The sequence below is a fragment of the Pseudarthrobacter sp. NPDC092202 genome (genome assembly GCF_044755505.1).
Lineage (GTDB): Bacteria > Actinomycetota > Actinomycetes > Actinomycetales > Micrococcaceae > Arthrobacter.
Genome location: NZ_JBIVRG010000001.1, coordinates 166,416 through 187,248, shown reverse-complemented (window position 1 = coordinate 187,248; position 20,833 = coordinate 166,416). Strand labels below are relative to the sequence as shown.

32 protein-coding genes are annotated in these 20,833 nt (G+C 62.1%); 3 read left to right on the top strand and 29 right to left on the bottom strand.

Going from position 1 to position 20,833, the window contains the following annotated elements; all coding sequences use genetic code 11:
- Positions 1-57 precede the first annotated feature (57 nt).
- From ACIQF4_RS00960 to ACIQF4_RS00935, 6 genes are all read right to left on the bottom strand, one after another.
- On the bottom strand, positions 58-1,068 hold the full coding sequence (locus ACIQF4_RS00960) for a DNA-directed RNA polymerase subunit alpha (protein ID WP_013601812.1): 1,011 nt from the start codon (positions 1,066-1,068) through the stop codon (positions 58-60).
- A 131-nt stretch (positions 1,069-1,199) separates the two neighbouring features.
- Positions 1,200-1,601: a 30S ribosomal protein S11 gene (gene rpsK / locus ACIQF4_RS00955; RefSeq protein ID WP_018760435.1), complete on the bottom strand. Its 402-nt coding sequence runs from the start codon at positions 1,599-1,601 to the stop codon at positions 1,200-1,202.
- Between the two features lie 54 nt (positions 1,602-1,655).
- Entirely contained in the window at positions 1,656-2,030 is a 375-nt protein-coding gene (gene rpsM, locus ACIQF4_RS00950; protein WP_003803743.1) for a 30S ribosomal protein S13, read from the bottom strand.
- A gap of 175 nt (positions 2,031-2,205) precedes the next feature.
- Entirely contained in the window at positions 2,206-2,319 is a 114-nt protein-coding gene (rpmJ, locus tag ACIQF4_RS00945; protein ID WP_009358722.1) for a 50S ribosomal protein L36, read from the bottom strand.
- Between the two features lie 70 nt (positions 2,320-2,389).
- Positions 2,390-2,611 carry a translation initiation factor IF-1 gene (gene infA / locus ACIQF4_RS00940; protein WP_009358723.1) on the bottom strand — a complete coding sequence of 74 codons (222 nt, stop codon included), beginning with the start codon at positions 2,609-2,611 and terminating at the stop codon, positions 2,390-2,392.
- Between the two features lie 171 nt (positions 2,612-2,782).
- Positions 2,783-3,823, bottom strand: a complete 1,041-nt coding sequence (locus ACIQF4_RS00935) for a P1 family peptidase (protein WP_400516298.1) — start codon at positions 3,821-3,823, stop codon at positions 2,783-2,785.
- A 239-nt stretch (positions 3,824-4,062) separates the two neighbouring features.
- On the opposite strand from ACIQF4_RS00935, the gene ACIQF4_RS00930 reads away from it, so the two are divergent.
- The 3 genes from ACIQF4_RS00930 to ACIQF4_RS00920 all read left to right on the top strand — a co-directional run bounded on the left by ACIQF4_RS00930 (position 4,063) and on the right by ACIQF4_RS00920 (position 7,353).
- Positions 4,063-5,019 (top strand): sugar ABC transporter permease, encoded by a 957-nt coding sequence (locus ACIQF4_RS00930; RefSeq protein ID WP_350002062.1) that lies wholly within the window; start codon positions 4,063-4,065, stop codon positions 5,017-5,019.
- Positions 5,020-5,081: 62 nt separating this feature from the next.
- Positions 5,082-5,936, top strand: a complete 855-nt coding sequence (locus ACIQF4_RS00925) for a carbohydrate ABC transporter permease (RefSeq protein ID WP_350002142.1) — start codon at positions 5,082-5,084, stop codon at positions 5,934-5,936.
- 73 nt (positions 5,937-6,009) lie between these two features.
- Positions 6,010-7,353, top strand: a complete 1,344-nt coding sequence (locus ACIQF4_RS00920; RefSeq protein ID WP_400516297.1) for an ABC transporter substrate-binding protein — start codon at positions 6,010-6,012, stop codon at positions 7,351-7,353.
- 122 nt (positions 7,354-7,475) lie between these two features.
- On the opposite strand, the gene map is transcribed toward ACIQF4_RS00920, so the two are convergent.
- The 23 genes from map to rpsJ all read right to left on the bottom strand — a co-directional run bounded on the left by map (position 7,476) and on the right by rpsJ (position 20,667).
- The gene (gene map, locus ACIQF4_RS00915; protein ID WP_350002065.1) at positions 7,476-8,303 is read right to left on the bottom strand and encodes a type I methionyl aminopeptidase; all 828 of its coding nucleotides are present in this window, start codon (positions 8,301-8,303) and stop codon (positions 7,476-7,478) included.
- 72 nt (positions 8,304-8,375) lie between these two features.
- Positions 8,376-8,945 (bottom strand): adenylate kinase, encoded by a 570-nt coding sequence (locus ACIQF4_RS00910; RefSeq protein ID WP_350002143.1) that lies wholly within the window; start codon positions 8,943-8,945, stop codon positions 8,376-8,378.
- A 5-nt stretch (positions 8,946-8,950) separates the two neighbouring features.
- Positions 8,951-10,261 (bottom strand): preprotein translocase subunit SecY, encoded by a 1,311-nt coding sequence (gene secY / locus ACIQF4_RS00905; protein WP_350002067.1) that lies wholly within the window; start codon positions 10,259-10,261, stop codon positions 8,951-8,953.
- Between the two features lie 214 nt (positions 10,262-10,475).
- Positions 10,476-10,964 carry a 50S ribosomal protein L15 gene (gene rplO / locus ACIQF4_RS00900; RefSeq protein WP_400516296.1) on the bottom strand — a complete coding sequence of 163 codons (489 nt, stop codon included), beginning with the start codon at positions 10,962-10,964 and terminating at the stop codon, positions 10,476-10,478.
- Positions 10,965-11,171 carry a 50S ribosomal protein L30 gene (gene rpmD, locus ACIQF4_RS00895; RefSeq protein ID WP_066277852.1) on the bottom strand — a complete coding sequence of 69 codons (207 nt, stop codon included), beginning with the start codon at positions 11,169-11,171 and terminating at the stop codon, positions 10,965-10,967.
- A gap of 2 nt (positions 11,172-11,173) precedes the next feature.
- Positions 11,174-11,896: a 30S ribosomal protein S5 gene (gene rpsE / locus ACIQF4_RS00890; protein WP_174176732.1), complete on the bottom strand. Its 723-nt coding sequence runs from the start codon at positions 11,894-11,896 to the stop codon at positions 11,174-11,176.
- A complete protein-coding gene (gene rplR, locus ACIQF4_RS00885; protein ID WP_079596676.1) occupies positions 11,893-12,276 on the bottom strand; it encodes a 50S ribosomal protein L18 in 384 nt (127 codons plus the stop codon). Before rplR ends, rpsE begins: the two co-directional genes overlap by 4 nt.
- Before the next feature lie 2 nt (positions 12,277-12,278).
- Positions 12,279-12,815 (bottom strand): 50S ribosomal protein L6, encoded by a 537-nt coding sequence (rplF, locus tag ACIQF4_RS00880; protein ID WP_102975104.1) that lies wholly within the window; start codon positions 12,813-12,815, stop codon positions 12,279-12,281.
- Between the two features lie 18 nt (positions 12,816-12,833).
- Entirely contained in the window at positions 12,834-13,232 is a 399-nt protein-coding gene (gene rpsH, locus ACIQF4_RS00875) for a 30S ribosomal protein S8 (protein WP_041652213.1), read from the bottom strand.
- Between the two features lie 93 nt (positions 13,233-13,325).
- Positions 13,326-13,907 (bottom strand): 50S ribosomal protein L5, encoded by a 582-nt coding sequence (gene rplE / locus ACIQF4_RS00870; protein ID WP_102975105.1) that lies wholly within the window; start codon positions 13,905-13,907, stop codon positions 13,326-13,328.
- Entirely contained in the window at positions 13,907-14,269 is a 363-nt protein-coding gene (rplX, locus tag ACIQF4_RS00865; RefSeq protein WP_188809610.1) for a 50S ribosomal protein L24, read from the bottom strand. The genes rplE and rplX overlap by 1 nt, the downstream gene beginning before the upstream one ends.
- 3 nt (positions 14,270-14,272) lie before the next feature.
- Positions 14,273-14,641, bottom strand: a complete 369-nt coding sequence (gene rplN, locus ACIQF4_RS00860; protein ID WP_009358299.1) for a 50S ribosomal protein L14 — start codon at positions 14,639-14,641, stop codon at positions 14,273-14,275.
- Positions 14,642-15,311: 670 nt separating this feature from the next.
- Positions 15,312-15,617 (bottom strand): 30S ribosomal protein S17, encoded by a 306-nt coding sequence (rpsQ, locus tag ACIQF4_RS00855; protein WP_013601827.1) that lies wholly within the window; start codon positions 15,615-15,617, stop codon positions 15,312-15,314.
- On the bottom strand, positions 15,614-15,943 hold the full coding sequence (gene rpmC, locus ACIQF4_RS00850) for a 50S ribosomal protein L29 (RefSeq protein ID WP_102975107.1): 330 nt from the start codon (positions 15,941-15,943) through the stop codon (positions 15,614-15,616). The genes rpsQ and rpmC overlap by 4 nt, the downstream gene beginning before the upstream one ends.
- A gap of 2 nt (positions 15,944-15,945) precedes the next feature.
- Complete coding sequence (gene rplP, locus ACIQF4_RS00845; RefSeq protein ID WP_013601829.1) at positions 15,946-16,362, bottom strand: 50S ribosomal protein L16; 417 nt, start codon at positions 16,360-16,362, stop codon at positions 15,946-15,948.
- The gene (rpsC, locus tag ACIQF4_RS00840) at positions 16,363-17,193 is read right to left on the bottom strand and encodes a 30S ribosomal protein S3 (protein WP_079596673.1); all 831 of its coding nucleotides are present in this window, start codon (positions 17,191-17,193) and stop codon (positions 16,363-16,365) included.
- A complete protein-coding gene (rplV, locus tag ACIQF4_RS00835) occupies positions 17,194-17,559 on the bottom strand; it encodes a 50S ribosomal protein L22 (RefSeq protein ID WP_009358304.1) in 366 nt (121 codons plus the stop codon).
- 38 nt (positions 17,560-17,597) lie between these two features.
- Entirely contained in the window at positions 17,598-17,879 is a 282-nt protein-coding gene (gene rpsS / locus ACIQF4_RS00830) for a 30S ribosomal protein S19 (RefSeq protein ID WP_003803803.1), read from the bottom strand.
- 12 nt (positions 17,880-17,891) lie between these two features.
- A complete protein-coding gene (gene rplB, locus ACIQF4_RS00825) occupies positions 17,892-18,731 on the bottom strand; it encodes a 50S ribosomal protein L2 (RefSeq protein WP_400516295.1) in 840 nt (279 codons plus the stop codon).
- A 29-nt stretch (positions 18,732-18,760) separates the two neighbouring features.
- The gene (gene rplW / locus ACIQF4_RS00820) at positions 18,761-19,066 is read right to left on the bottom strand and encodes a 50S ribosomal protein L23 (protein WP_102975110.1); all 306 of its coding nucleotides are present in this window, start codon (positions 19,064-19,066) and stop codon (positions 18,761-18,763) included.
- Positions 19,063-19,686 (bottom strand): 50S ribosomal protein L4, encoded by a 624-nt coding sequence (rplD, locus tag ACIQF4_RS00815; protein WP_400516294.1) that lies wholly within the window; start codon positions 19,684-19,686, stop codon positions 19,063-19,065. Before rplD ends, rplW begins: the two co-directional genes overlap by 4 nt.
- Positions 19,687-19,690: 4 nt before the next feature.
- Positions 19,691-20,341, bottom strand: coding sequence for a 50S ribosomal protein L3 (rplC, locus tag ACIQF4_RS00810; RefSeq protein ID WP_013601833.1), 651 nt, complete (start codon positions 20,339-20,341; stop codon positions 19,691-19,693).
- A 17-nt stretch (positions 20,342-20,358) separates the two neighbouring features.
- Positions 20,359-20,667, bottom strand: coding sequence for a 30S ribosomal protein S10 (rpsJ, locus tag ACIQF4_RS00805; protein ID WP_003803825.1), 309 nt, complete (start codon positions 20,665-20,667; stop codon positions 20,359-20,361).
- Positions 20,668-20,833: the final 166 nt, after the last annotated feature.

Below are 20,833 nucleotides of genomic sequence, written 5' to 3'. Positions count from 1 at the left end.
CTCAAATGGAAGCCGTGGGCTGCACACCGTGGTGCGGCCCGCCGGCCAAGGTCTGGTTTAGAGTTCGTCGTCGCCGAAGGCGGCGTCGTCCTCTTCGATTGCTGCGGCGCGTGCTGCGAGGTCAAAACCGGGAGGCGAGTCCTTGAGGGACAGGCCCAGTTCAACCAGCTTTGCCTTGACCTCGTCAATGGACTTGGCACCGAAGTTGCGGATGTCCATCAGGTCAGCCTCGGAGCGGGCAACGAGTTCACCCACGGTGTGGATGCCCTCACGCTTGAGGCAGTTGTAGGAACGGACGGTGAGGTCCAGATCCTCGATCGGCAGTGCCATGTCGGCTGCCAGGGCAGCGTCGGTGGGCGACGGGCCGATCTCGATACCTTCAGCTGCGGTGTTCAGCTCACGTGCCAGACCGAAGAGCTCCACCAGGGTGGTGCCTGCGGAAGCGACGGCATCGCGCGGGGCGATGGCCTGCTTGGTCTCGACGTCGACAATCAGCTTGTCGAAGTCGGTGCGCTGCTCAACACGGGTTGCTTCCACGCGGAAAGTAACCTTCAGCACCGGCGAGTAGATGGAGTCGACCGGGATACGGCCGATCTCTGCGTCGCCGGACTTGTTCTGAGCTGCCGAAACGTAGCCGCGGCCGCGCTCGATGGTCAGTTCGAGTTCGAACTTGCCCTTCGAGTTCAGCGTGGCGATGTGCAGATCCGGGTTGTGGAATTCGACGCCGGCCGGCGGAGCGATGTCCGCGGCGGTGACGACTCCGGGGCCCTGCTTGCGCAGGTAGGCAACAACCGGCTCATCGTGCTCGGAGGACACCGAGAGGCTCTTGATGTTCAGGATGATCTCAGTGACATCTTCCTTGACACCCGGAACCGTGGTGAACTCGTGCAGCACGCCATCGATCCGGATGCTGGTTACGGCAGCACCGGGGATGGAGGAGAGCAGGGTACGGCGGAGGGAGTTTCCGAGGGTGTAGCCGAAGCCCGGTTCCAGCGGTTCAATGATGAAACGCGAACGGTTTTCGGAGACTACCTCTTCGGAGAGGGTGGGGCGCTGTGCAATGAGCACTTAGGTTTCCTTTCGGCGAGCATCCGCTATATGACGCAACACAGGTGGTGGAAATTCGGTCTGAAGACTTAACGCGCTGGGCTTGCCCGGACCGTCAGCGGTCCGGGCAAGCTCATGCGGCGTTGGCAGCCTTAGACGCGGCGGCGCTTCGGCGGGCGGCAGCCGTTGTGTGCAGCGGGGGTGACGTCCTGGATGGAGCCAACCTCGAGGCCTGCGGCCTGCAGCGAACGGATCGCGGTCTCGCGTCCGGAACCCGGTCCCTTGACGAAAACGTCAACCTTGCGCATGCCGTGCTCCTGGGCACGCTTGGCAGCAGCTTCGGCAGCCATCTGGGCTGCGAACGGGGTGGACTTACGCGAGCCCTTGAAGCCAACCTCACCTGAGGAAGCCCAAGAGATAACAGCGCCGCTCGGATCCGTGATGGAAACGATGGTGTTGTTAAAGGTGCTCTTGATGTGCGCCTGGCCCAGCGCGATATTCTTTTTGTCCTTCTTACGCGGCTTGCGAACCGCGCCACGAGTCTTCGGGGGCATTATTTCTCCTACAGAAAGTTATTGGGGGAAAGTCCGTTAATCCCGGCGGGGATTTTAACGGGCCTTCTTCTTGCCGGCGACGGTGCGCTTCGGGCCCTTGCGGGTACGGGCGTTGGTCTTCGTACGCTGTCCGCGTACGGGCAGGCCCTTGCGGTGGCGCAGGCCTTCGTAGCTGCCGATTTCAACCTTGCGGCGGATATCTGCTGCTACTTCGCGGCGAAGGTCACCCTCAACCTTGTAGTTGCCTTCAATGTAGTCACGCAGCTCAACCAGCTGTGCATCAGTCAGGTCCTTGACGCGAACGTCGGCGCTGATGCCAGTGGCAGCCAGGGTTTCGTGTGCACGGGTCTTGCCCACGCCGTAGATGTAAGTAAGCGCAATTTCCAGCCGCTTTTCGCGGGGAATGTCTACGCCAGCGAGACGAGCCATAGTGGCAGTACTCCTTGATAAACCGGAGGTCGTAGGCAGTACACCCGCACGTGCTGTACGGCCCCAGCCTCCGACCGGGGGTTAGCTGCCCGGGCTCCATACGTCCCAGATCAGCTTGTGCTGCCTTTTATTTACTTGCGTGGGTTAGCAACCCAGGATTTCCCGATGAAGGGAATTAGCCCTGGCGCTGCTTGTGGCGCGGGTTCTCGCAGATCACCATGACCCGGCCATTACGGCGGATCACTTTGCACTTTTCGCAGATCTGCTTGACGCTCGGCTTGACCTTCATGGCATTCCTTTGCGTGTAACAGTTGGTCAACTGGAGCGGCAGTCAGCTCGCACTGAAGCCGCCCAGCAATTTACTTGTAGCGGTAGACGATACGACCACGGGTGAGGTCGTACGGGCTCAGCTCCACCACTACGCGGTCCTCAGGGAGGATTCGGATGTAGTGCTGACGCATCTTTCCAGAGATGTGTGCCAGAACGATGTGCTTGTTGGTGAGCTCAACGCGAAACATCGCGTTAGGCAGCGCCTCGGTCACAACGCCTTCGATCTCAATGACCCCGTCCTTCTTGGCCATACCCTCCGCTAACTGTTGTTGCCGCAGCCCCGCCGGATTGCACCGGACATGGCCACGAACGTTTTGGTTGGATCGATTGCCGGCTCCAGACCCAAAAGGGCGTGGCAGTCCAGACAACCAACAAACAACACTACTCGGTATCACCGGAAAAGTTAAATCGGCAATGGTAACCTACCGGGCGCCGTACACACCATAATCACCGGCGGGAGTGCTCACGGCCTCCGCGCTGGCTACGCTATCCAGGATGGCCAAACGTACGACGTCGGCTGCCGCGCTCTGCAGCGTTATGAGGCTGAGCTGGCGGGCAGCTTCATCGCTGCGGTCGAGTGCCACGGCCTGGGTAGCCAGGCAGAAAACAGTGTCGCCGTCGGCGAGCGTATGCGACGGGTTCAGGGCCCTCGCAATCCCGGCATGCGAAGCAGAAGCGGTTCTCTTGCACTCGGCTACATCCAGGACGGCATTGGTCGCCACGACAACAAGGGTGGTATTGAACGGCGCGTCCAGGTGGGCAGGTTCCGCGGCCCGGAAGCGCGCGTCTAAGGTGGGCCCACGCGAGCCGGGCTCCCTGGCCGAGCTTGCGAGGTTAGGGGGCTCCTGGGGCGGCACGACCGAGCGCGCGGAAGGTTCGCTATTCCCCGACGGAGTTACCGGCAGTCCAAGAGCGTTGACGACAGCAATTGCACCGACCACGACGCCGTTGTCGAGCGTGGCCGAAGCTGTGCCTATCCCGCCTTTGTACGTCCGGGCCATGACTGCCCCGGTGCCGGCACCCACGTTGCCGCGTCCGACGTCGTGCCCTTCCGTTTGCGCCGCAGCGGCGGCGGTTGCCGCGTAGCCCATCTCCGCCGTCGGACGCGCCGAAAAGTCCCCGCCCCTGCCGAGATCGAAGATCGCGGCTGCCGGCACGATAGGGACTACTCCCCCGGGCACCGCAAAACCGCGGCCGTTCTCCTCACACCACCGCTGGGCGCCGGCGGCGGAGGCGAGGCCATAGGCGCTGCCCCCGGTGAGGACAACGGCGTCCACCGTGCTGACGAGTGTGGTGGGATCCAGGGCATCAGTTTCATGGGTGGCAGGTCCGCCGCCCTGCACGTCCACCGACCCGCAGGTGCCCGGCGGCGGCAGGACCACCGTGACACCAGTCAGCCAACCGTCGTCGGACTTCTGCTGGTGCCCCACCCGCAGGCCGGGTACGTCAGTGATTGCTCCCATGGCACCCATTCTCCCCTTTTGGCCATCAAACGGATGAATACGGGCGGGTCCCTGCCTTTCAACCAAACTTTGTGCAAGACTGCATCCAACACAGCGTTAACGGGCAACGAAGCCTCGTCTAACAGTCCTCTGACGAGGGCAAATGCGGCTTTCTGCCTGCTGACCTTGTGGTGAAGTAATGGCTAGACTTCCCCGACCACGGCCAGCCACGAGCAGGCACGAATCCCGTGAGAGACCGCATGACACGTCAACTCGCACCCCATCCTTCCACCAAGCCCACCAAGCCCGGGCCGGCAGCCATCCCCCGACGCCGGCGCTGGACGCAGAGAACCCGGCGTGACTTCTTCGTGTTCCTCGCCCTCGCCTTACCGAACCTGGTGCTGATCGCCGTCTTCACGTACCGGCCACTGATCAGCAACATCTACTACTCAACGCTGGACTGGACCCTTGGGTCGCCATCCGCCACGGTGGTGGGCATCAACAACTACGTCACCTTCTTCACCAGCGACGACGCCTCCAAAGTCTTGGGCACCACGGCAATCTTCACGGTGGTGACCGTGGGCGGATCCATGATCCTCGGACTGCTCATCGCCCTGGCACTGAATGCGAAAGTCCGGGGAACCACATTCGCCCGCTCCGCGGTGTTCGCTCCCTATGTCTTGTCCGGCGTCGGCGTGGGACTGGTGTGGCTCTTCATTTTCGATCCCGGCTACGGCGTGCTCGCCTGGCTGCTCCGGGGCATCGGCCAGCAGAGCCCGCAGTGGATTAACGACCCCCAGCTTTCCCTGGTCATGGTCATCCTGGTCTACGTCTGGAAAAACCTCGGATACTGCGCGGTGGTGTACCTGGCAGGACTGCAGTCCCTGCCGCAGGATGTCATGGAGGCAGCATCACTCGACGGCGCCAACGGGTTCCGGCGCTTCATCACCATGTCGCTGCCGCTCCTGTCCCCCACCACATTCTTCCTGCTGATCACCAGCATGCTCAGTTCGCTGCAGGCCTTTGACCTGATCAGGATCATGACGCCGCTGGGAACCGGCACCAGCACCCTCATCTACGAGGCCTACCTCCAGGCGTTCGGCGCCTTCAACCGGGCGGGCTACTCCGCGGCCATCTCGGTGATCCTGTTCGCGATCCTCCTGGTGATCACCGTGTTCCAACTGCGCTTCGTGGAACGGAAGGTGCACTACTCGTGAGCTCCCTGTCACCGGTCAATCCGGACCCCACAGCCCCGCCCACGCAGGCGGCAGAACAGGCCATTGCCCGGGACCGGCCCTTCTCCCGGCGCAACCTGGTACAGGCCGTCCTGGGCGGGTACGTCCCGCTGATCCTGGCCACCCTGGTGGTTTTCCTGCCGCTGCTGTGGATGGTGCTCAGCTCGTTCAAGCAGCCCGGTGAAATCATCACCATGGATCTTGAGATCCTGCCTGAAGGCCTCAACCTGCAGAACTACCAGATCGCCATGACCACCGTGCCGTTCGGCCAGTTCTTCCTCAACAGCGCCATCGTCACGGCGGCGGGCGCCAGCGTCAAGGTCGTCCTGGCCATCCTCACCGCCTACGCACTGGTGTTCGTGCGCTTCCCGTTCAAGAACGCCATTTTCATGCTCATCCTGGTTGCACTCATGGTGCCGCCCCAGGTATCCATCCTGCCCAACTACATCCTGATCTCGGGCATGGGCGGGAAGAACACGCTGTGGGGCATCATCCTGCCGGGCCTCGGCACCGCCTTCGGCACCTTCCTCCTCCGGCAGCACTTCCTCACCCTTCCCAACTCCATCCTTGAGTCGGCTGAAATCGACGGGGCGGGCCACTGGCGCCGCTTGTGGCGGATCGTGGTGCCCATCTCCGTTCCCTCCATCGCCACGGTGGCACTGGTGACCATCGTCAGCGAATGGAACGAATACATCTGGCCGCTAATCATCACGGACCGCCCGGACACCATGACCCTGCCGGTGGGCCTGACGCTGCTCCAGAACTCAGAGAGCAATGCCTCCGGATGGGGCATCCTCATGGCCGGGGCCGTCCTGGTGATCGTCCCCATCCTCATCGTCTTCGCAGCCCTCCAGCGTTACATCGTGGCCGGGCTCACCCAAGGCAGCGTCACCGGGTAAGCCCGTGCCGCCGTCGTTCATCACAGAAGAAGCACCCAACTCCTCAATGTGGCACCCAACGAAAGGACCTGCAATGACACAGCACCTCGATCGGAGGCACTTCCTGGGACTCGCCGGGGTCACGGCGTCCGCCGCTGCCCTGGCAGCCTGCGGCGGCCCGTCCACCAGCGGCACCCCCGTGGCCAGCGAAGCCGCCGACCTCGACTTCAGCGGAGTGAAGCCGGCCGCGAAAATCGACTTCTGGTCCAACCACCCCGGTAAGTCGCAGGACGTCGAAAAGTCCATTATTGAGAAGTTCCATGCCAAGTACCCGGACATCAGGGTCAACCTGGTCACGGCCGGCGCGAACTACGAGGAAATCGCGCAGAAGTTCCAGACCTCCCAGGCGGCAAAATCGGGCCTCCCGGGCGTCGTGGTCCTCTCCGACGTGTGGTGGTTCCGGTACTTCACCAACGGCAGCATCATCCCGGTGGATGCCCTCGTCAAGCAGCTGGACATCAAGCTGGACGATTTCCGCCAGTCGCTCGTGGACGACTACAAGTACAACGACAAGCAGTGGGCCCTCCCCTATGGCCGCTCGACTCCGCTGTTCTACTACAACAAGGACCACTTCCAGGCCGCCGGCCTGCCGGACAGGGCACCCAAAACCTGGCAGGAATTCGGTGAGTGGGCACCTAAGCTCAAAGCCAGCTCCGGAGCGCAGTACGCCTACATCTACCCGGCGTTGGCCGGATACGCGGGCTGGACGCTGCAGAACAACCTGTGGGGGTGGGGCGGCTCCTGGTCCAAGGAATGGGAAATCACCTGCGATTCGCCCGAAGCGGTCGAAGCGCTGCAGTGGGCCCAGGACTCCATCTACAAGAACGGCTGGGCCGGCGTCTCCTCCAAGGAAGCTGCAGACGACTTCTCCGCCGGTCTGACCTCGTCCACGATCTCCTCCACCGGGTCCCTCCTTGGCGTCCTGAAGTCGGCACCGTTCAATGTGGGCGTGGGCTTCCTTCCCGGCGGACCGAAGGCTGAGACCAACGTCTGCCCCACCGGCGGCGCCGGCCTGGGCATCCCGAGCGGCATCAGCAAGGAAGAGCAGCTGGCTGCCGGAACCTTCCTGAAGTTCATGACCGAACCGGAAAACAGCGCAGCCTTCTCGGCGGCCACCGGCTACATGCCCACCCGAGAGTCGGCGGACATGAAGGCGGTCCTGGCCCAGACGCCGCAGATCCAAACCGCCGTGGACCAGCTGGCTGTCACCCGGGTCCAGGACAATGCCCGGGTGTTCCTCCCAGGCGCCGACCAGGAACTGGCCAAGGCGGCAGCTGCCATCCTCACCCAGCAGGCGGACGTGAAGGCCACCATGGCCAGCCTGAAGAAGACGCTGGAAGGCATCTACGAGAAGGACGTCAAGCCGAAGCTGGGGTAACTTTCCCGAATGCAAGAAGCGCCAGGTGTTGTTGTGGGATCACAACGGCACCTGGCGCTTCTGTTGGGGCTGCTTGGGGCTGAGCCGTGGGGCTGTGGGCCTGCCGCGCTGCTGGCTGCGGCCTACGGGATGGGCACCGGGGTGACGCCGAGGGGCACCAGGTGCTCCGCACCGCCGTCGGGCGCTGACAGCACCCAGATGCCCTTCTCATGGACCGCCACGGAGTGCTCCCACTGGCACGACCGCTTGCCGTCCGTGGTGACAACTGTCCAGTCGTCCTCCAGGACCGCGGTTTCAATGCCGCCGCGCACCAGCATGGGCTCGATCGCCAGGCACAGACCTGGCTTGATCTTCGGGCCGCGGTGCGTGGTGCGGTAGTTCAGCACGTCCGGAGCCATGTGCATTTCTGAACCGATGCCGTGGCCCACATAGTCCTCGAGGATCCCCAGCGGTTTGCCGGGAACGGACGAAACGTAATCGTCGATCGCGGCCCCGATATCGCCGACGTGCTTTCCGGTGGCCAACGCTGCAATGCCGTGCCACATTGCTGCCCGGGTCACGTCCGAGAGGCGCTGGTCCTCCGGGTCAGCCGTGCCCACGATGACGGTCCTGGCCGAGTCGGAGTGCCAGCCGTCCACGATCGCGCCGCCGTCGATCGAGATGATGTCCCCGTCATTGAGGATCCGGCTGCCCGGGATACCGTGGACCACTTCTTCGTTGACCGAGGTGCAGATCGTGGCCGGAAAGCCGTGGTAGCCAAGGAAGTTGGACTTGGCGCCCGCTTCGTTCAGGACAGCGGCGAAGACGTCGTCGAGGTGCTTGGTGGTGGCACCGGGCACTGCTGCGGCAACGGCTGCGTCCAGTGCACGGCTCAGGACAAGGCCTGCCTCGTGCATGGTGCGCATCTGGGCGTTGGTCTTGTATTCGATGCGGGGCTGGCCAAAGGCCATGGTGTTCCTTCTTTCAAATGGCTGAGGCTCCTCCCGGTTGCCGGGAGGAGCCTCGGAATACGTTCGCCTGAATCAGGCTGCCTGTGCCGCCTTGATGGCCTGCATGACGCGGTCGGTGACTTCGTCGATGCCGCCGATGCCGTCCACCTGGGTCAGGATGCCGCGCTCGGCATACTTCGCCACCACGGCTTCGGTCTGCTCGTGGTAGAGGTCAAGGCGGTGGCGGATGACGGCTTCGTTGTCGTCGCTCCGGCCCGTTTCCTTGGCCCGGCCCAGGAGGCGGTGGACCAGTTCCTCATCGTCGGCAGTCAGCTGCAGGACGACGTCGAGCTTTTCCTCACCCTTGGCAAGGATCTCGTCCAGGTAGTCCACCTGGGCGGTGGTGCGGGGGTAGCCGTCCAGCAGGAAGCCGTTTTCGACGTCGGACTCGCTGAGCCGGTCCCGGACCATTTTGTTGGTGACGCTGTCAGGGACGAAGTCGCCGTTGTCCATGTACTTCTTGGCTTCGATGCCAAGCGGCGTCTCGCCCTTCACGTTGGCGCGGAAGATGTCGCCGGTGGAGATGGCCACAACGCCGAGGCGCTCTGAAATCCGCTCCGCCTGCGTTCCTTTTCCGGAACCGGGAGGTCCAATAATCAGCATTCTCGTCATCGCAAAAGCCCTTCGTAGTGACGTTGTTGTAGCTGCGCATCAATCTGCTTGACGGTCTCCAAACCAACGCCCACCATGATCAGGATCGAGGTGCCACCGAACGGGAAGTTCTGGTTTGCGTTGATCAGCACCAGTGCCACCAGCGGGATCAACGCCACGAAGCCCAGGTACAGGGCTCCGGGCAGGGTGATCCTGGAGAGCACGTACTGCAGATAGTCAGCGGTCGGCTTCCCCGCGCGGATACCCGGGATGAAGCCGCCGTACTTCTTCATGTTGTCCGAGACCTCTTCAGGGTTGAAGGTGATCGCGACATAGAAGTAGGTAAAGAACACGATCATGGCGAAGTACAGCACCATATAGATCGGCTGGTCGCCGCGGACCAGGTTGTTGTTGATCCATTCGACCCACGGCTGGAGCTGCTCGCCCTGCGCGGGCTGGTTGAACTGGGCAATCAGGCCCGGCAGGTAGAGCATCGAGGAGGCGAAGATCACCGGGATAACACCGGCCATGTTCACCTTGATGGGGATGTAGGTGCTGGTGCCGCCCACGGTGCGGCGGCCAATCATCCGCTTGGCGTACTGCACCGGGACCCTGCGCTGCGACTGCTCGACAAAGACAACCAGGGCCACTGTCAGCAGGCCGACCGCGAGGACAATGAAGAAGGTTCCGGGGCCCTGCGAGCTCCAGATGGCGCCCAGGGACGTGGGGAACGTGGCGGCGATGGACGTGAAGATGAGCAGGGACATTCCGTTGCCCACGCCCTTCTCGGTCACGAGCTCGCCCATCCACATGATCAGGCCGGTGCCGGCCGTCAGGGTGATGATGAGCAGGATGGTGGTGATAACGCTGCTGTCAGGAATGATCGGCAGGTTGCACCCCGGAAGAAGCTGCCCGGAGCGCGCGAGCGATACCAGCGTGGTGGCGTTGAGGAGGCCCAGCGCGATGGTGAGGTACCGGGTGTACTGGGTCAGCTTGGACTGGCCTGAAGCGCCCTCTTCGTAGAGCTGCTGGAACCGGGGAATGACCACCCGGAGCAGCTGGACGATGATGCTGGCCGTGATGTACGGCATGATGCCCAGCGCGAAGATGGACACCTGGAGCAACGCGCCGCCGCTGAACAGGTTAACGAGCTGGTACAGCCCCTCTGCCGTCTGACCGTTCTGCAAGCATTGCTGGACATTCTGGTAGTTCACACCAGGCGAGGGAATGAAGGCACCCAAGCGGAAGATGGTGATGATTCCCAGCGTGAACAACAACTTGCGTCGCAGATCAGGCGTGCGAAAGGCCCGGCCAAATGCGCTAAGCAAGCGTCCTCCTGTGGTGTGAATAAGAGTGGTGTGATGGGGATCTATAAATCCCGACAACCGAGTCTAACGGGTGGATGCGCCCTGCGAACAATCCGCCCGGGCGCCGCTGCGCCGGATGGCATCGAAAAAACGCCGGGCGGATGGAAAAACTCCCGGCCCCGGGGCGGTAGCCCCAGGACCGGGAGTTCAACAACGGGCTAGGCGCCCACCGGCTCTAGAGAGCGGTGGCGCTTCCGCCTGCTGCGGCAATCTTCTCAGCAGCGCTGGCCGAGAATGCGTGGGCGGTGACGTCCACCTTGACGGTGATATCGCCGGTGCCCAGCACCTTGACGGGCTGGTTCTTGCGAACGGCGCCCTTTTCGACCAGGTTCTCCACGGTGACTGCGCCACCTTCGGGGAACAGCTCGTTGAGCTTGTCCAGGTTTACAACCTGGAACTCAACCCGGAACGGGTTCTTGAAGCCGCGCAGCTTCGGCAGGCGCATGTGCAGCGGCAGCTGGCCGCCGGCAAAGCCAGCCTTGATCTGGTAGCGGGCTGCAGTACCCTTCGTGCCACGTCCAGCGGTCTTACCCTTGGATGCTTCACCACGACCAACACGGGTCTTGGCGGTCTTGGCACCCGGGGCGGGACGCAGGTGGTGAACCTTCAGGGCGTTCTGCTTCTCAGCAGCCTGTGCCTTGTCAGCAGTGTTCTTCTCTGCCATTTACTTCGCCTCCTCTACCTTTACCAGGTGCGGAACCGTGTTGAGCATTCCAACGGTCACGGCATCGGCGGTGCGGACAACGGTCTGTCCGATACGCTTCAGGCCGAGGGACCGGAGGGTGTCGCGCTGGTTCTGCTTGCCGCCAATGGCGGACTTGATCTGAGTGATCTCCAACTGAGCGTCGGAGGGAACCAGGTTCTTAGCCATAACTAGGCACCTGCCTTCGGGTTCAGGAGTGCCTTCACCAGGGCCGCCGGAGCGATCTCGTCGAGGGGCAGGCCGCGGCGTGCTGCCACTGCTGCCGGCTCTTCGAGGCGCTTCAGGGCATCAACGGTCGCGTGAACGATGTTGATGGCGTTGGAGGAACCGAGCGACTTGGAGAGGATGTCGTGGATACCCACGCACTCCAGTACTGCACGGACCGGGCCGCCGGCGATAACACCGGTACCGGCGGAAGCCGGACGCAGCATTACGACGCCGGCTGCAGCCTCACCCTGAACGCGGTGCGGGATGGTGCTGCCAACGCGGGGAACGCGGAAGAAGGACTTCTTAGCTTCTTCAACGCCCTTCGCGATTGCGGCAGGAACTTCCTTAGCCTTGCCGTAGCCAACGCCGACCATGCCGTTGCCGTCACCAACGACGACCAGGGCGGTGAAGCTGAAGCGACGACCACCCTTGACCACCTTGGAAACGCGGTTGATGGTAACGACGCGCTCTACGAACTGGCTCTTCTCGGCTTCACGGCCGCCGTCGCGGCCGCCACGGCCACCACGGTCGCCGCGGCCCTGGCCACGGTCGCCACGCTCGCCGCGACGAGCGCCGCCACGGCGGTCGTCGGCAGCTGCGGGGGCAGTGGTCTCAGCGGCAGCTGTGGCTTCAGTAGCCTTCTGATCTGCAGACACAGTGTCCTTTTCCTTGTTTGCTTCCGTCACAGTGACAGCCCACCTTCACGTGCACCGTCAGCGACGGCGGCGATCCGGCCGTGGTACTTGTTACCACCGCGGTCGAAGACAACAGCTTCGATACCGGCAGCCTTGGCACGCTCGGCAACCAGTTCGCCAACGCGCTTGGCCTTGGCGGTCTTGTCGCCGTCGAATGCACGAAGGTCGGCTTCCAGAGTGGAGGCGCTCGCTACGGTCAGGCCCTTGGTGTCATCGACAACCTGGACGAATACGTGGCGTGCGGAACGGTTGACGACCAGACGCGGACGTACAGCCGTACCGGAGATGCGCTTACGGATACGAAGCTGGCGGCGGCTGCGCGAAGCAGACTTGCTCTTGTTCGTACGCTTCTTGTTAATTGAGATGGCCATGGTTACTTACCAGCCTTTCCGACCTTGCGGCGGATGACTTCGCCGGCGTAACGGATGCCCTTGCCCTTGTAGGGGTCCGGCTTCCGCAGCTTGCGAATGTTGGCAGCAACCTCGCCGACCTGCTGCTTGTTGATACCTGAAACAGAGAGCTTGGTCGGGGTCTCAACTGCAAAGGTGATGCCGTCCGGTGCGGTGACGTTGACCGGGTGGCTGTAACCAAGAGCGAACTCCAGGTCGGATCCCTTGGCCTGAACGCGGTAACCGGTACCGACGATTTCAAGCTTCTTCTCGTAGCCCTTGGTAACGCCCTCGATCATGTTGGAGATCAGGGTGCGGGTCAGGCCGTGGAGTGAACGGGAGGCGCGCTCGTCGTTCGGGCGGGCGACGGTCAGGGTGTCTGCATCCAGGGTGACCTCGATCGGGCTGGCCACAGTGTGGTTCAGCTCGCCCTTGGTGCCCTTGACGCTGACGACAGAGCCGTCAACCTTGACCTCAACGCCGGCAGGAACGGTGATGGGGAGACGTCCAATACGTGACATTATTCTCTTCCTTTCCCGTTACCAGACGTACGCGAGGACTTCGCCGCCCACGCCCTTCTTGCCGGCCTGCTTGTCAGTCAGGAGGCCGGAAGAGGTGGACAGGATTGCGACACCCAGGCCACCGAGCACGTGCGGCAGGTTGGTGGACTTTGCGTAAACACGCAGGCCCGGCTTGGAGATACGGCGAACGCCAGCGATTGAACGCTCGCGGTTCGGTCCGAACTTGAGCTCGATGGTCAGCTTCTTGCCAACCTCCGCGTCTTCTTCCTTCCAGCCGGCAATGAAGCCTTCAGCCTTGAGGATGTCAGCAACGCGTGCCTTGAGCTTGCTGTACGGCATGGTCACGGTGTCGTGGTATGCCGAGTTTGCATTGCGCAGACGCGTAAGCATGTCTGCGACAGGATCTGTCATTGTCATGGTGGGCTCGTGCCCTTCCTCGTAACGGTTTCCGCGGTGCTGCCAGCTGACCGGAGTCAGAAGCCATGCCGCCGGACCTTTTACGTAGTTAGATTAGTCTTCGGCCTTGAACGGGAAACCAAGCGCCTTGAGCAGCGCGCGGCCTTCGTCATCGGTCTTGGCAGTGGTAACAACCGTGATGTCCATACCGCGGACGCGGTCGATCTTGTCCTGGTCGATTTCGTGGAACATAACCTGCTCGGTCAGACCGAAGGTGTAGTTGCCGTTGCCATCGAACTGCTTGCCGGAGAGACCGCGGAAGTCCCTGATTCGGGGCAGCGCCAGGGTGACAAGACGATCCAGGAATTCCCACATGCGGTCGCCACGCAGGGTAGCGTGTGCACCGATGGGCATGCCTTCGCGCAGCTTGAACTGTGCGATCGACTTGCGGGCCTTGGTTACCTGCGGCTTCTGGCCGGTGATCTGGGTGAGGTCGCGGACGGCGCCGTCGATCAGCTTGGAGTCCTTGGCGGCATCTCCAACACCCATGTTCACAACGACCTTCACGAGGCGGGGAACCTGGTTGACGTTCTGGTACTTGAATTCCTCAATGAGCGTGCTCTTGATGGATTCTGCGTACTTGGTCTTCAGACGAGGAACGATCTTCGTTGCCGGAGTCTCGAGAGTCTCAGTCATTAGATGTCCTTCCCTGAGCTCTTGGCCACGCGGATGCGGACTTCGCGCTTCTTGCCGTTACGCTCAACGGTTTCAGTGCGGAAGCCAACGCGGGTGGGCTTCTTGGTGGACGGGTCAACCAGAGCCACGTTGGAGATGTGGATCGGGGCTTCAACAACCTCGATGCCACCGGTCTTGGTGCCGCGCTGCGACTGACCGACCTTGGTGTGCTTGGTTACGCGGTTGATGCCTTCGACCAACACGCGGTTGGTGTCGGTGAAGACGCGCAGGACCTTGCCCTGCTTGCCGCGGTCGCCGCCGCGCTCAGCCTTGGCGCCAGTGATGACCTGAACCAGGTCACCCTTCTTGATCTTTGCAGCCATGGACTAGAGCACCTCCGGAGCCAGAGAAACGATCTTCATGAACTTCTTGTCACGCAGTTCACGACCAACCGGTCCGAAGATACGGGTACCGCGGGGGTCACCGTCACCCTTCAGGATCACAGCTGCGTTCTCGTCAAACTTGATGTAGGAACCATCCGCACGGCGGCGTTCCTTCTTGGTACGGACGATGACTGCCTTGACAACATCGCCCTTCTTTACGTTGCCGCCCGGGATTGCATCCTTGACGGTGGCGACAATGACGTCACCGATGCCTGCGTAGCGACGGCCAGATCCACCGAGAACGCGAATGGTAAGGATTTCCTTAGCACCCGTGTTGTCGGCGACCTTGAGTCGCGACTCCTGCTGAATCACTATTTACTCCTTGCGTCGCGCCGGTTCTCAGACCGAAAATCTTCCTACGGAATGAGCCTTGCGGAACGGTTGATCGGGGTGTCTCTTGACCTGCCTGGATTTTGCCAGACCAGGCCTAAACTCCCGTGCCAGAAGCAGTTGCTCCCATCCGGTCCAGGACTGGTCCTGGGCGCAAGGGGGCACTATGCCGTGGCACGCTTGTTTACGAGGTTGATGACGGCGCACGAAAGGCGCCATACAAACTCAAAATCTTAGCACAGTTCCGGTCAGTCCCAATATCACCCGGCGCCGCTCCCCGCAAGACGGACGACAGCGTCACGCACGGCAGACGTCCCGCGTCTGCTGCCGCTCCCCCGGAAGCCGCCCCACCGCCGTCGGACGCTCTCTCACTTGATGCGTGTTTTCTGGCGACGCTCTCTCACTTTCGGCGGCGAGGTGAGAGAGCGTCCGCCGAAAACCGACATCAAGTGAGAGAGCGTCGGGGAGGGGAACGACGGCGCCACGTACGGCAGCCTTCTGGCCCACTTTTGGTGCCACTCCCCCGCGAAACCGCGGCGCCGCCGTCGTGCAAGCCCCAAAAACCGGGCCAGTGTGACGGCAGGCCGCCCTTTAACGCGAGGAAGCCCCCGCTCCCGGAAGGGAGCAGGGGCCTCCAGCTAAGCAGCAGGTGCTACTTGGCCTTCTCGAGGATTTCCACGAGCCGCCAGTTCTTGGTGGCGGACAGCGGACGGGTCTCGGCGATGACAACAAGGTCGCCGATGCCGGCGGTGTTGTTCTCATCGTGTGCCTTGACCTTGGAGGTACGGCGGATGACCTTGCCGTACAGGGCGTGCTTCACGCGATCCTCAACCTGAACAACGATGGTCTTTTCCATCTTGTCAGAGACCACGTAGCCGCGACGCGTCTTGCGGTAACCGCGCTGCTCAGCCGTGGCTGCGGTAGCAGTTTCCGTCACGTTCTCGTCCTTTTCACTCACTTGGCATCCTCCTCGGTCTCAACCGTCTCAGCCTTGGGGGCCTTCTTGGTTGCTGCCTTCTTGGACTTCTTTTCTTCCTTGGCTTCCACAACCGGTGCGGCAACCTCGGCACGAATGCCCAGCTCGCGCTCACGGAGAACGGTGTAGATGCGGGCGATGTCCTTCTTTACCGCGCGCAGACGACCGTGGTTCTCCAGCTGTCCGGTGGCGGACTGGAAACGCAGGTTGAACAGCTCTTCCTTGGCCTTGCGGAGTTCTTCAACGAGACGCTCGTTGTCGAAACCGTCCAGCTGTGCGGGAGCCAGATCCTTGGATCCTACTGCCATTTCTATTCACCACCTTCGCGACGCAGAATGCGTGCCTTCAACGGGAGCTTGTGGATTGCCAGGCGCAGTGCCTCGCGGGCTACCGATTCCTCGACACCGGAGATCTCGAAGAGAACCCGGCCCGGCTTAACGTTTGCGACCCACCATTCCGGTGAACCCTTACCGGAACCCATGCGGGTTTCGGCAGGCTTCTTGGTCAGGGGACGGTCCGGGTAGATGTTGATCCAGACCTTGCCGCCACGCTTGATGTGGCGGGTCATCGCGATGCGGGCAGACTCGATCTGACGGTTGGTGACGTATGCCGGGCTCAGGGCCTGGATGCCGTACTCACCGAAGGAGACCTTGGTACCGCCCGTAGCAGCGCCGGAACGACCCGGGTGGTGCTGCTTACGGTGCTTGACTCGACGTGGGATAAGCATTTAAGCCTGTCCTCCTTCTGCAGCAGCAGGTGCTGCCTCAACTGCCGGTGCTTCGGCAGCAGGAGCTGCGTCAGCGGCCGGGCGGTCGTTGCGACGGCGGCGGTCACCACGGTCAGCGCCACCCGGGCGGCCCGGACGGTCGCCGGAGCGTCCGCGGGACGGGGCGGAAGCGGCCTGCTGGGCCAGTTCCTTGGCGGTGACGTCACCCTTGTAGATCCAGACCTTCACGCCGATGCGGCCGAAGGTGGTCTTGGCTTCGTAGAAGCCGTAGTCGATGTTCGCGCGGAGGGTGTGCAGGGGCACACGGCCTTCGCGGTAGAACTCCGAGCGGGACATTTCAGCGCCACCCAGTCGACCGGAGCAGGCGATACGGATGCCCTTGGCACCTGCACGCTGCGCGGACTGCATGGCCTTCTTCATGGCGCGGCGGAATGCCACACGTGAAGTCAGCTGCTCAGCAACGCCCTGGGCAACAAGCTGTGCTTCCATCTCGGGGTTCTTGACCTCGAGGATGTTCAGCTGGACCTGCTTGCCGGTGAGCTTTTCGAGCTCGCCGCGGATGCGGTCTGCTTCTGCTCCACGGCGGCCAATGACGATGCCGGGACGGGCCGTGTGGATATCCACGCGGACGCGGTCACGGGTGCGCTCGATCTCAACCTTGGCGATACCGGCGCGCTCCATGCCCGTGGACATGAGCTGGCGGATGCGGATGTCTTCGCGAACGAAGTCCTTGTACCGCTGGCCGGCCTTGGTGCTGTCAGCGAACCAGTGCGATACGTGATCGGTGGTGATGCCGAGTCGGAACCCGTGCGGGTTTACTTTCTGTCCCACTTAGCGAGCCTCCTCTTTCTCCGGGGTAGCGACTACCACGGTGATGTGGCTCGTGCGCTTCTTGATCTGAAATGCGCGACCCTGGGCACGCGGCTGGAACCGCTTCATGGTCGGGCCTTCATCAACAAACGCTTCGCTGATGATGAGGTCACCTTCGTCAAACGCCACGCCATCGCGGTCCGCGAGGACCCGGGCGTTGGAGATTGCCGACTGTACTACCTTGAATACCGGCTCTGAAGCTGCCTGGGGGGCAAACTTCAGAATTGCCAGAGCCTCATTCGCTTGCAATCCACGAACAAGGTTGACGACGCGCCGGGCCTTCATAGGCGTTACGCGGATGTGGCGCGCAATTGCCTTGGCTTCCATTGCTTTCCTTCTCTCGTCTTTGACGTAAGTGCAGGCGCCTAGCGGCGCTTGCCCTTACGGTCGTCCTTGACATGGCCGCGGAATGTCCGCGTGGGAGCGAATTCGCCGAGCTTGTGCCCGACCATCGACTCAGTGACAAACACCGGGATGTGCTTGCGTCCGTCGTGTACGGCGATCGTGTGTCCGAGCATGTCGGGGATGATCATCGAACGGCGGGACCAGGTCTTGATGACGTTCTTGGTGCCCTTTTCGTTTTCCCTGGCTACCTTCACAAAGAGGTGCTGGTCGACGAAAGGACCTTTTTTCAGGCTGCGTGGCATGTGTCCAGGCTCCTATCGCTTGTTCTTGCCAGTACGACGGCGACGAACAATAAGCTTGTCGCTCTCTTTGTTGGGGCGGCGGGTGCGGCCTTCCCGCTGACCGTTGGGGTTGACGGGGTTACGTCCACCGGACGTCTTACCCTCACCACCACCGTGCGGGTGGTCAACCGGGTTCATGGCGACACCACGGACGGTCGGGCGGACGCCCTTCCAGCGCATGCGGCCGGCCTTGCCCCAGTTGATGTTCGACTGCTCGGCGTTGCCGACCTCGCCGACGGTTGCGCGGCAGCGCACGTCAACGTTGCGGATTTCGCCGGAAGGCAGGCGCAGCTGGGCGAAACGGCCTTCCTTTGCAACGAGCTGGATCGATGCGCCGGCGGAGCGGCCCATCTTGGCGCCGCCACCCGGACGCAGTTCAACTGCGTGGATAACGGTACCCACCGGGATGTTGCGCAGGGGCAGGTTGTTGCCAGGCTTGATGTCAGCGTTGGCGCCGGCCTCTACGAAGTCACCCTGGGACAGCTTGCTCGGGGCGATGATGTAACGCTTGGTGCCATCAACGTAGTGCAGGAGGGCGATGCGAGCCGTACGGTTCGGATCGTACTCAATTTCAGCAACGCGGGCGTCCACGCCGTCCTTGTCGTGACGACGGAAGTCGATCAGACGGTACTGGCGCTTGTGTCCGCCACCCTTGTGACGGGTGGTGATCTTACCGGTGTTGTTACGGCCGCCCTTTTTGGGCAGCGGACGTACCAACGACTTTTCCGGCGTCGACCGCGTGATTTCGGTGAAGTCCGCTACGCTCGAGCCACGACGGCCCGGGGTAGTCGGCTTGTATTTACGGATTCCCATAATTTATTTCCTCGTTAAAGTGGTCTCCGCTACGAGAGCGGACCGCCGAAGATGTCGATGGTGCCTTCTTTGAGGGTGACAATCGCACGCTTGGTGTTCTTGCGGGTACCCCATCCGAATTTGGTGCGCTTGCGCTTACCGGCACGGTTGATGGTGTTGATCGAGTCGACCTTGACGGAGAAGATTTTCTCCACGGCCAGCTTGATCTCGGTCTTGTTCGAACGGGGGTCCACCAGGAAGGTGTACTTGCCCTCGTCGATCAGGCCGTAGCTCTTTTCCGACACGACGGGTGCAAGCACGACGTCGCGGGGATCCTTGATGGTGGCTGCACTCACTTGGCATCCTCCTCATTCTTTGCCACTGCCTTGCCGGCAACGAATGCGTCGTAGGCAGCCTTGGTGAAGACAACGTCATCAGAGACGAGAACGTCGTAGGTGTTCAGCTGGTCTGCGTACAGAACGTGAACTCCGGCGAGGTTGCGCACGGACAGTGCAGCAACATCGTTGGCGCGCTCGATGACGACCAGCAGGTTCTTGCGGTCGGAAACAACGCGCAGTGCTGCGAGTGCAGCCTTGGCGGAGGGCTTGGTGCCTTCAACCAGCTCTGCGACGACGTGGATACGGCCGTTGCGTGCCCGGTCAGACAGAGCGCCGCGAAGTGCAGCAGCAATCATCTTCTTGGGGGTGCGCTGGCTGTAGTCACGCGGGGTGGGACCGTGGACAACGCCACCGCCGGTCATGTGAGGAGCACGGATGGAACCCTGACGGGCGCGGCCGGTGCCCTTCTGCTTGAACGGCTTGCGTCCTGCACCGGAAACTTCAGCGCGGGTCTTGGTCTTGTGGGTACCCTGGCGAGCAGCAGCGAGCTGGGCAACGACAACCTGGTGCAGCAGCGGCACGTTGGTCTGAACGTCGAAGATCTCTGCAGGCAGGTCAACCTGGACAGTGTTAGCCATTGGACTAGGCTCCCTTCACGGCGGTGCGTACGAGGACGACCTGGCCGCGGGCGCCGGGGACGGCACCCTTGATAAGGAGCAGCGACTTCTCGACGTCAACCGCGTGGACCGTGAGGTTCAGCGTGGTGTGACGAACGGCGCCCATGCGGCCGGCCATTTTCATGCCCTTGAAGACGCGGCTCGGGGTGGATGCGCCACCGATTGAACCGGGCTTACGGTGGTTCTTGTGGGCACCGTGGGAAGCTCCAACGCCGTGGAAGCCGTGACGCTTCATAACACCGGCGAAGCCCTTACCCTTGGTGGTGCCGATGACGTCGATCTTCTGGCCGGCTTCGAAGACCTCTACGGAGAGCTCCTGGCCCAGCTCGTACTCAGCAGCATCTGCGGTACGGAGTTCGACGACGTGGCGGCGAGGCGTGACGCCTGCCTTTTCAAAGTGACCAGCCAGCGGCTTGGTGACCTTGCGGGGATCGATCTGGCCGTAGCCGATCTGAACGGCGACGTAGCCATCAGCTTCTGCGTTGCGCAGCTGGGTGATGACGTTCGAATCTGCCTGGACCACAGTGACGGGGATGAGCTTGTTGTTCTCGTCCCAGACCTGGGTCATGCCGAGCTTCGTGCCCAGCAGGCCCTTTACGTTACGGGTTGCGGTCATAGTCTCTCAGCACCTCCCTACAGCTTGATTTCGATGTTCACGTCAGCCGGCAGGTCGAGACGCATAAGCGAGTCAACAGCCTTCGGCGTGGGATCGATGATGTCGATAAGACGCTTGTGCGTGCGCATTTCAAAGTGCTCGCGGCTGTCCTTGTACTTGTGCGGAGAGCGGATGACGCAGTACACGTTCTTCTCCGTAGGCAGCGGCACGGGGCCCACTACCGTTGCGCCTGCGCGCGTGACCGTCTCAACGATCTTCCGTGCTGAAACGTCAATGACCTCGTGGTCGTATGACTTCAGCCGGATGCGGATTTTTTGTCCCGCCATGTCGCCTGACTCTCTTTCAGTAAATGCTGCTCTGTTTACTTACGTGTTGTATGGCTGCCGAAGCATTTGAAGTCGTAACTACCACCCGCCGCACAAACTGAATCCGGATGAATCCGGGTTCCTCACCTTGCCGGCGCAACCGACCCCCGCGGTCGGGCGTGTCGCG

Excerpts from the sequence above, each read along its gene's own strand:
- rplV (WP_009358304.1), bottom strand. The coding sequence starts at position 17,559 with ATGGAAGCCAAGGCAATTGCGCGCCACATCCGCGTAACGCCTATGAAG.
- rpsK (WP_018760435.1), bottom strand. The coding sequence starts at position 1,601 with ATGCCCCCGAAGACTCGTGGCGCGGTTCGCAAGCCGCGTAAGAAGGAC.
- rpsH (WP_041652213.1), bottom strand. The coding sequence starts at position 13,232 with ATGACAATGACAGATCCTGTCGCAGACATGCTTACGCGTCTGCGCAAT.
- rplE (WP_102975105.1), bottom strand. The coding sequence starts at position 13,907 with ATGACTGAGACTCTCGAGACTCCGGCAACGAAGATCGTTCCTCGTCTG.
- ACIQF4_RS00920 (WP_400516297.1), top strand. The coding sequence starts at position 6,010 with ATGACACAGCACCTCGATCGGAGGCACTTCCTGGGACTCGCCGGGGTC.
- rpsS (WP_003803803.1), bottom strand. The coding sequence starts at position 17,879 with ATGCCACGCAGCCTGAAAAAAGGTCCTTTCGTCGACCAGCACCTCTTT.
- rplC (WP_013601833.1), bottom strand. The coding sequence starts at position 20,341 with ATGACCGCAACCCGTAACGTAAAGGGCCTGCTGGGCACGAAGCTCGGC.
- rplF (WP_102975104.1), bottom strand. The coding sequence starts at position 12,815 with ATGTCACGTATTGGACGTCTCCCCATCACCGTTCCTGCCGGCGTTGAG.
- rplP (WP_013601829.1), bottom strand. The coding sequence starts at position 16,362 with ATGCTTATCCCACGTCGAGTCAAGCACCGTAAGCAGCACCACCCGGGT.
- ACIQF4_RS00930 (WP_350002062.1), top strand. The coding sequence starts at position 4,063 with ATGACACGTCAACTCGCACCCCATCCTTCCACCAAGCCCACCAAGCCC.
- rplR (WP_079596676.1), bottom strand. The coding sequence starts at position 12,276 with ATGGCCATCTCAATTAACAAGAAGCGTACGAACAAGAGCAAGTCTGCT.
- ACIQF4_RS00935 (WP_400516298.1), bottom strand. The coding sequence starts at position 3,823 with ATGGGAGCAATCACTGACGTACCCGGCCTGCGGGTGGGGCACCAGCAG.
- ACIQF4_RS00910 (WP_350002143.1), bottom strand. The coding sequence starts at position 8,945 with ATGCTGATTATTGGACCTCCCGGTTCCGGAAAAGGAACGCAGGCGGAG.
- rplD (WP_400516294.1), bottom strand. The coding sequence starts at position 19,686 with ATGGCTAACACTGTCCAGGTTGACCTGCCTGCAGAGATCTTCGACGTT.
- infA (WP_009358723.1), bottom strand. The coding sequence starts at position 2,611 with ATGGCCAAGAAGGACGGGGTCATTGAGATCGAAGGCGTTGTGACCGAG.
- rplB (WP_400516295.1), bottom strand. The coding sequence starts at position 18,731 with ATGGGAATCCGTAAATACAAGCCGACTACCCCGGGCCGTCGTGGCTCG.
- rpmJ (WP_009358722.1), bottom strand. The coding sequence starts at position 2,319 with ATGAAGGTCAAGCCGAGCGTCAAGCAGATCTGCGAAAAGTGCAAAGTG.
- rpmC (WP_102975107.1), bottom strand. The coding sequence starts at position 15,943 with ATGGCAGTAGGATCCAAGGATCTGGCTCCCGCACAGCTGGACGGTTTC.
- rplO (WP_400516296.1), bottom strand. The coding sequence starts at position 10,964 with ATGGCAGAGAAGAACACTGCTGACAAGGCACAGGCTGCTGAGAAGCAG.
- rpsJ (WP_003803825.1), bottom strand. The coding sequence starts at position 20,667 with ATGGCGGGACAAAAAATCCGCATCCGGCTGAAGTCATACGACCACGAG.
- map (WP_350002065.1), bottom strand. The coding sequence starts at position 8,303 with ATGGCCTTTGGCCAGCCCCGCATCGAATACAAGACCAACGCCCAGATG.
- rpmD (WP_066277852.1), bottom strand. The coding sequence starts at position 11,171 with ATGGCTAAGAACCTGGTTCCCTCCGACGCTCAGTTGGAGATCACTCAG.
- rpsM (WP_003803743.1), bottom strand. The coding sequence starts at position 2,030 with ATGGCTCGTCTCGCTGGCGTAGACATTCCCCGCGAAAAGCGGCTGGAA.
- rplX (WP_188809610.1), bottom strand. The coding sequence starts at position 14,269 with ATGGCTGCAAAGATCAAGAAGGGTGACCTGGTTCAGGTCATCACTGGC.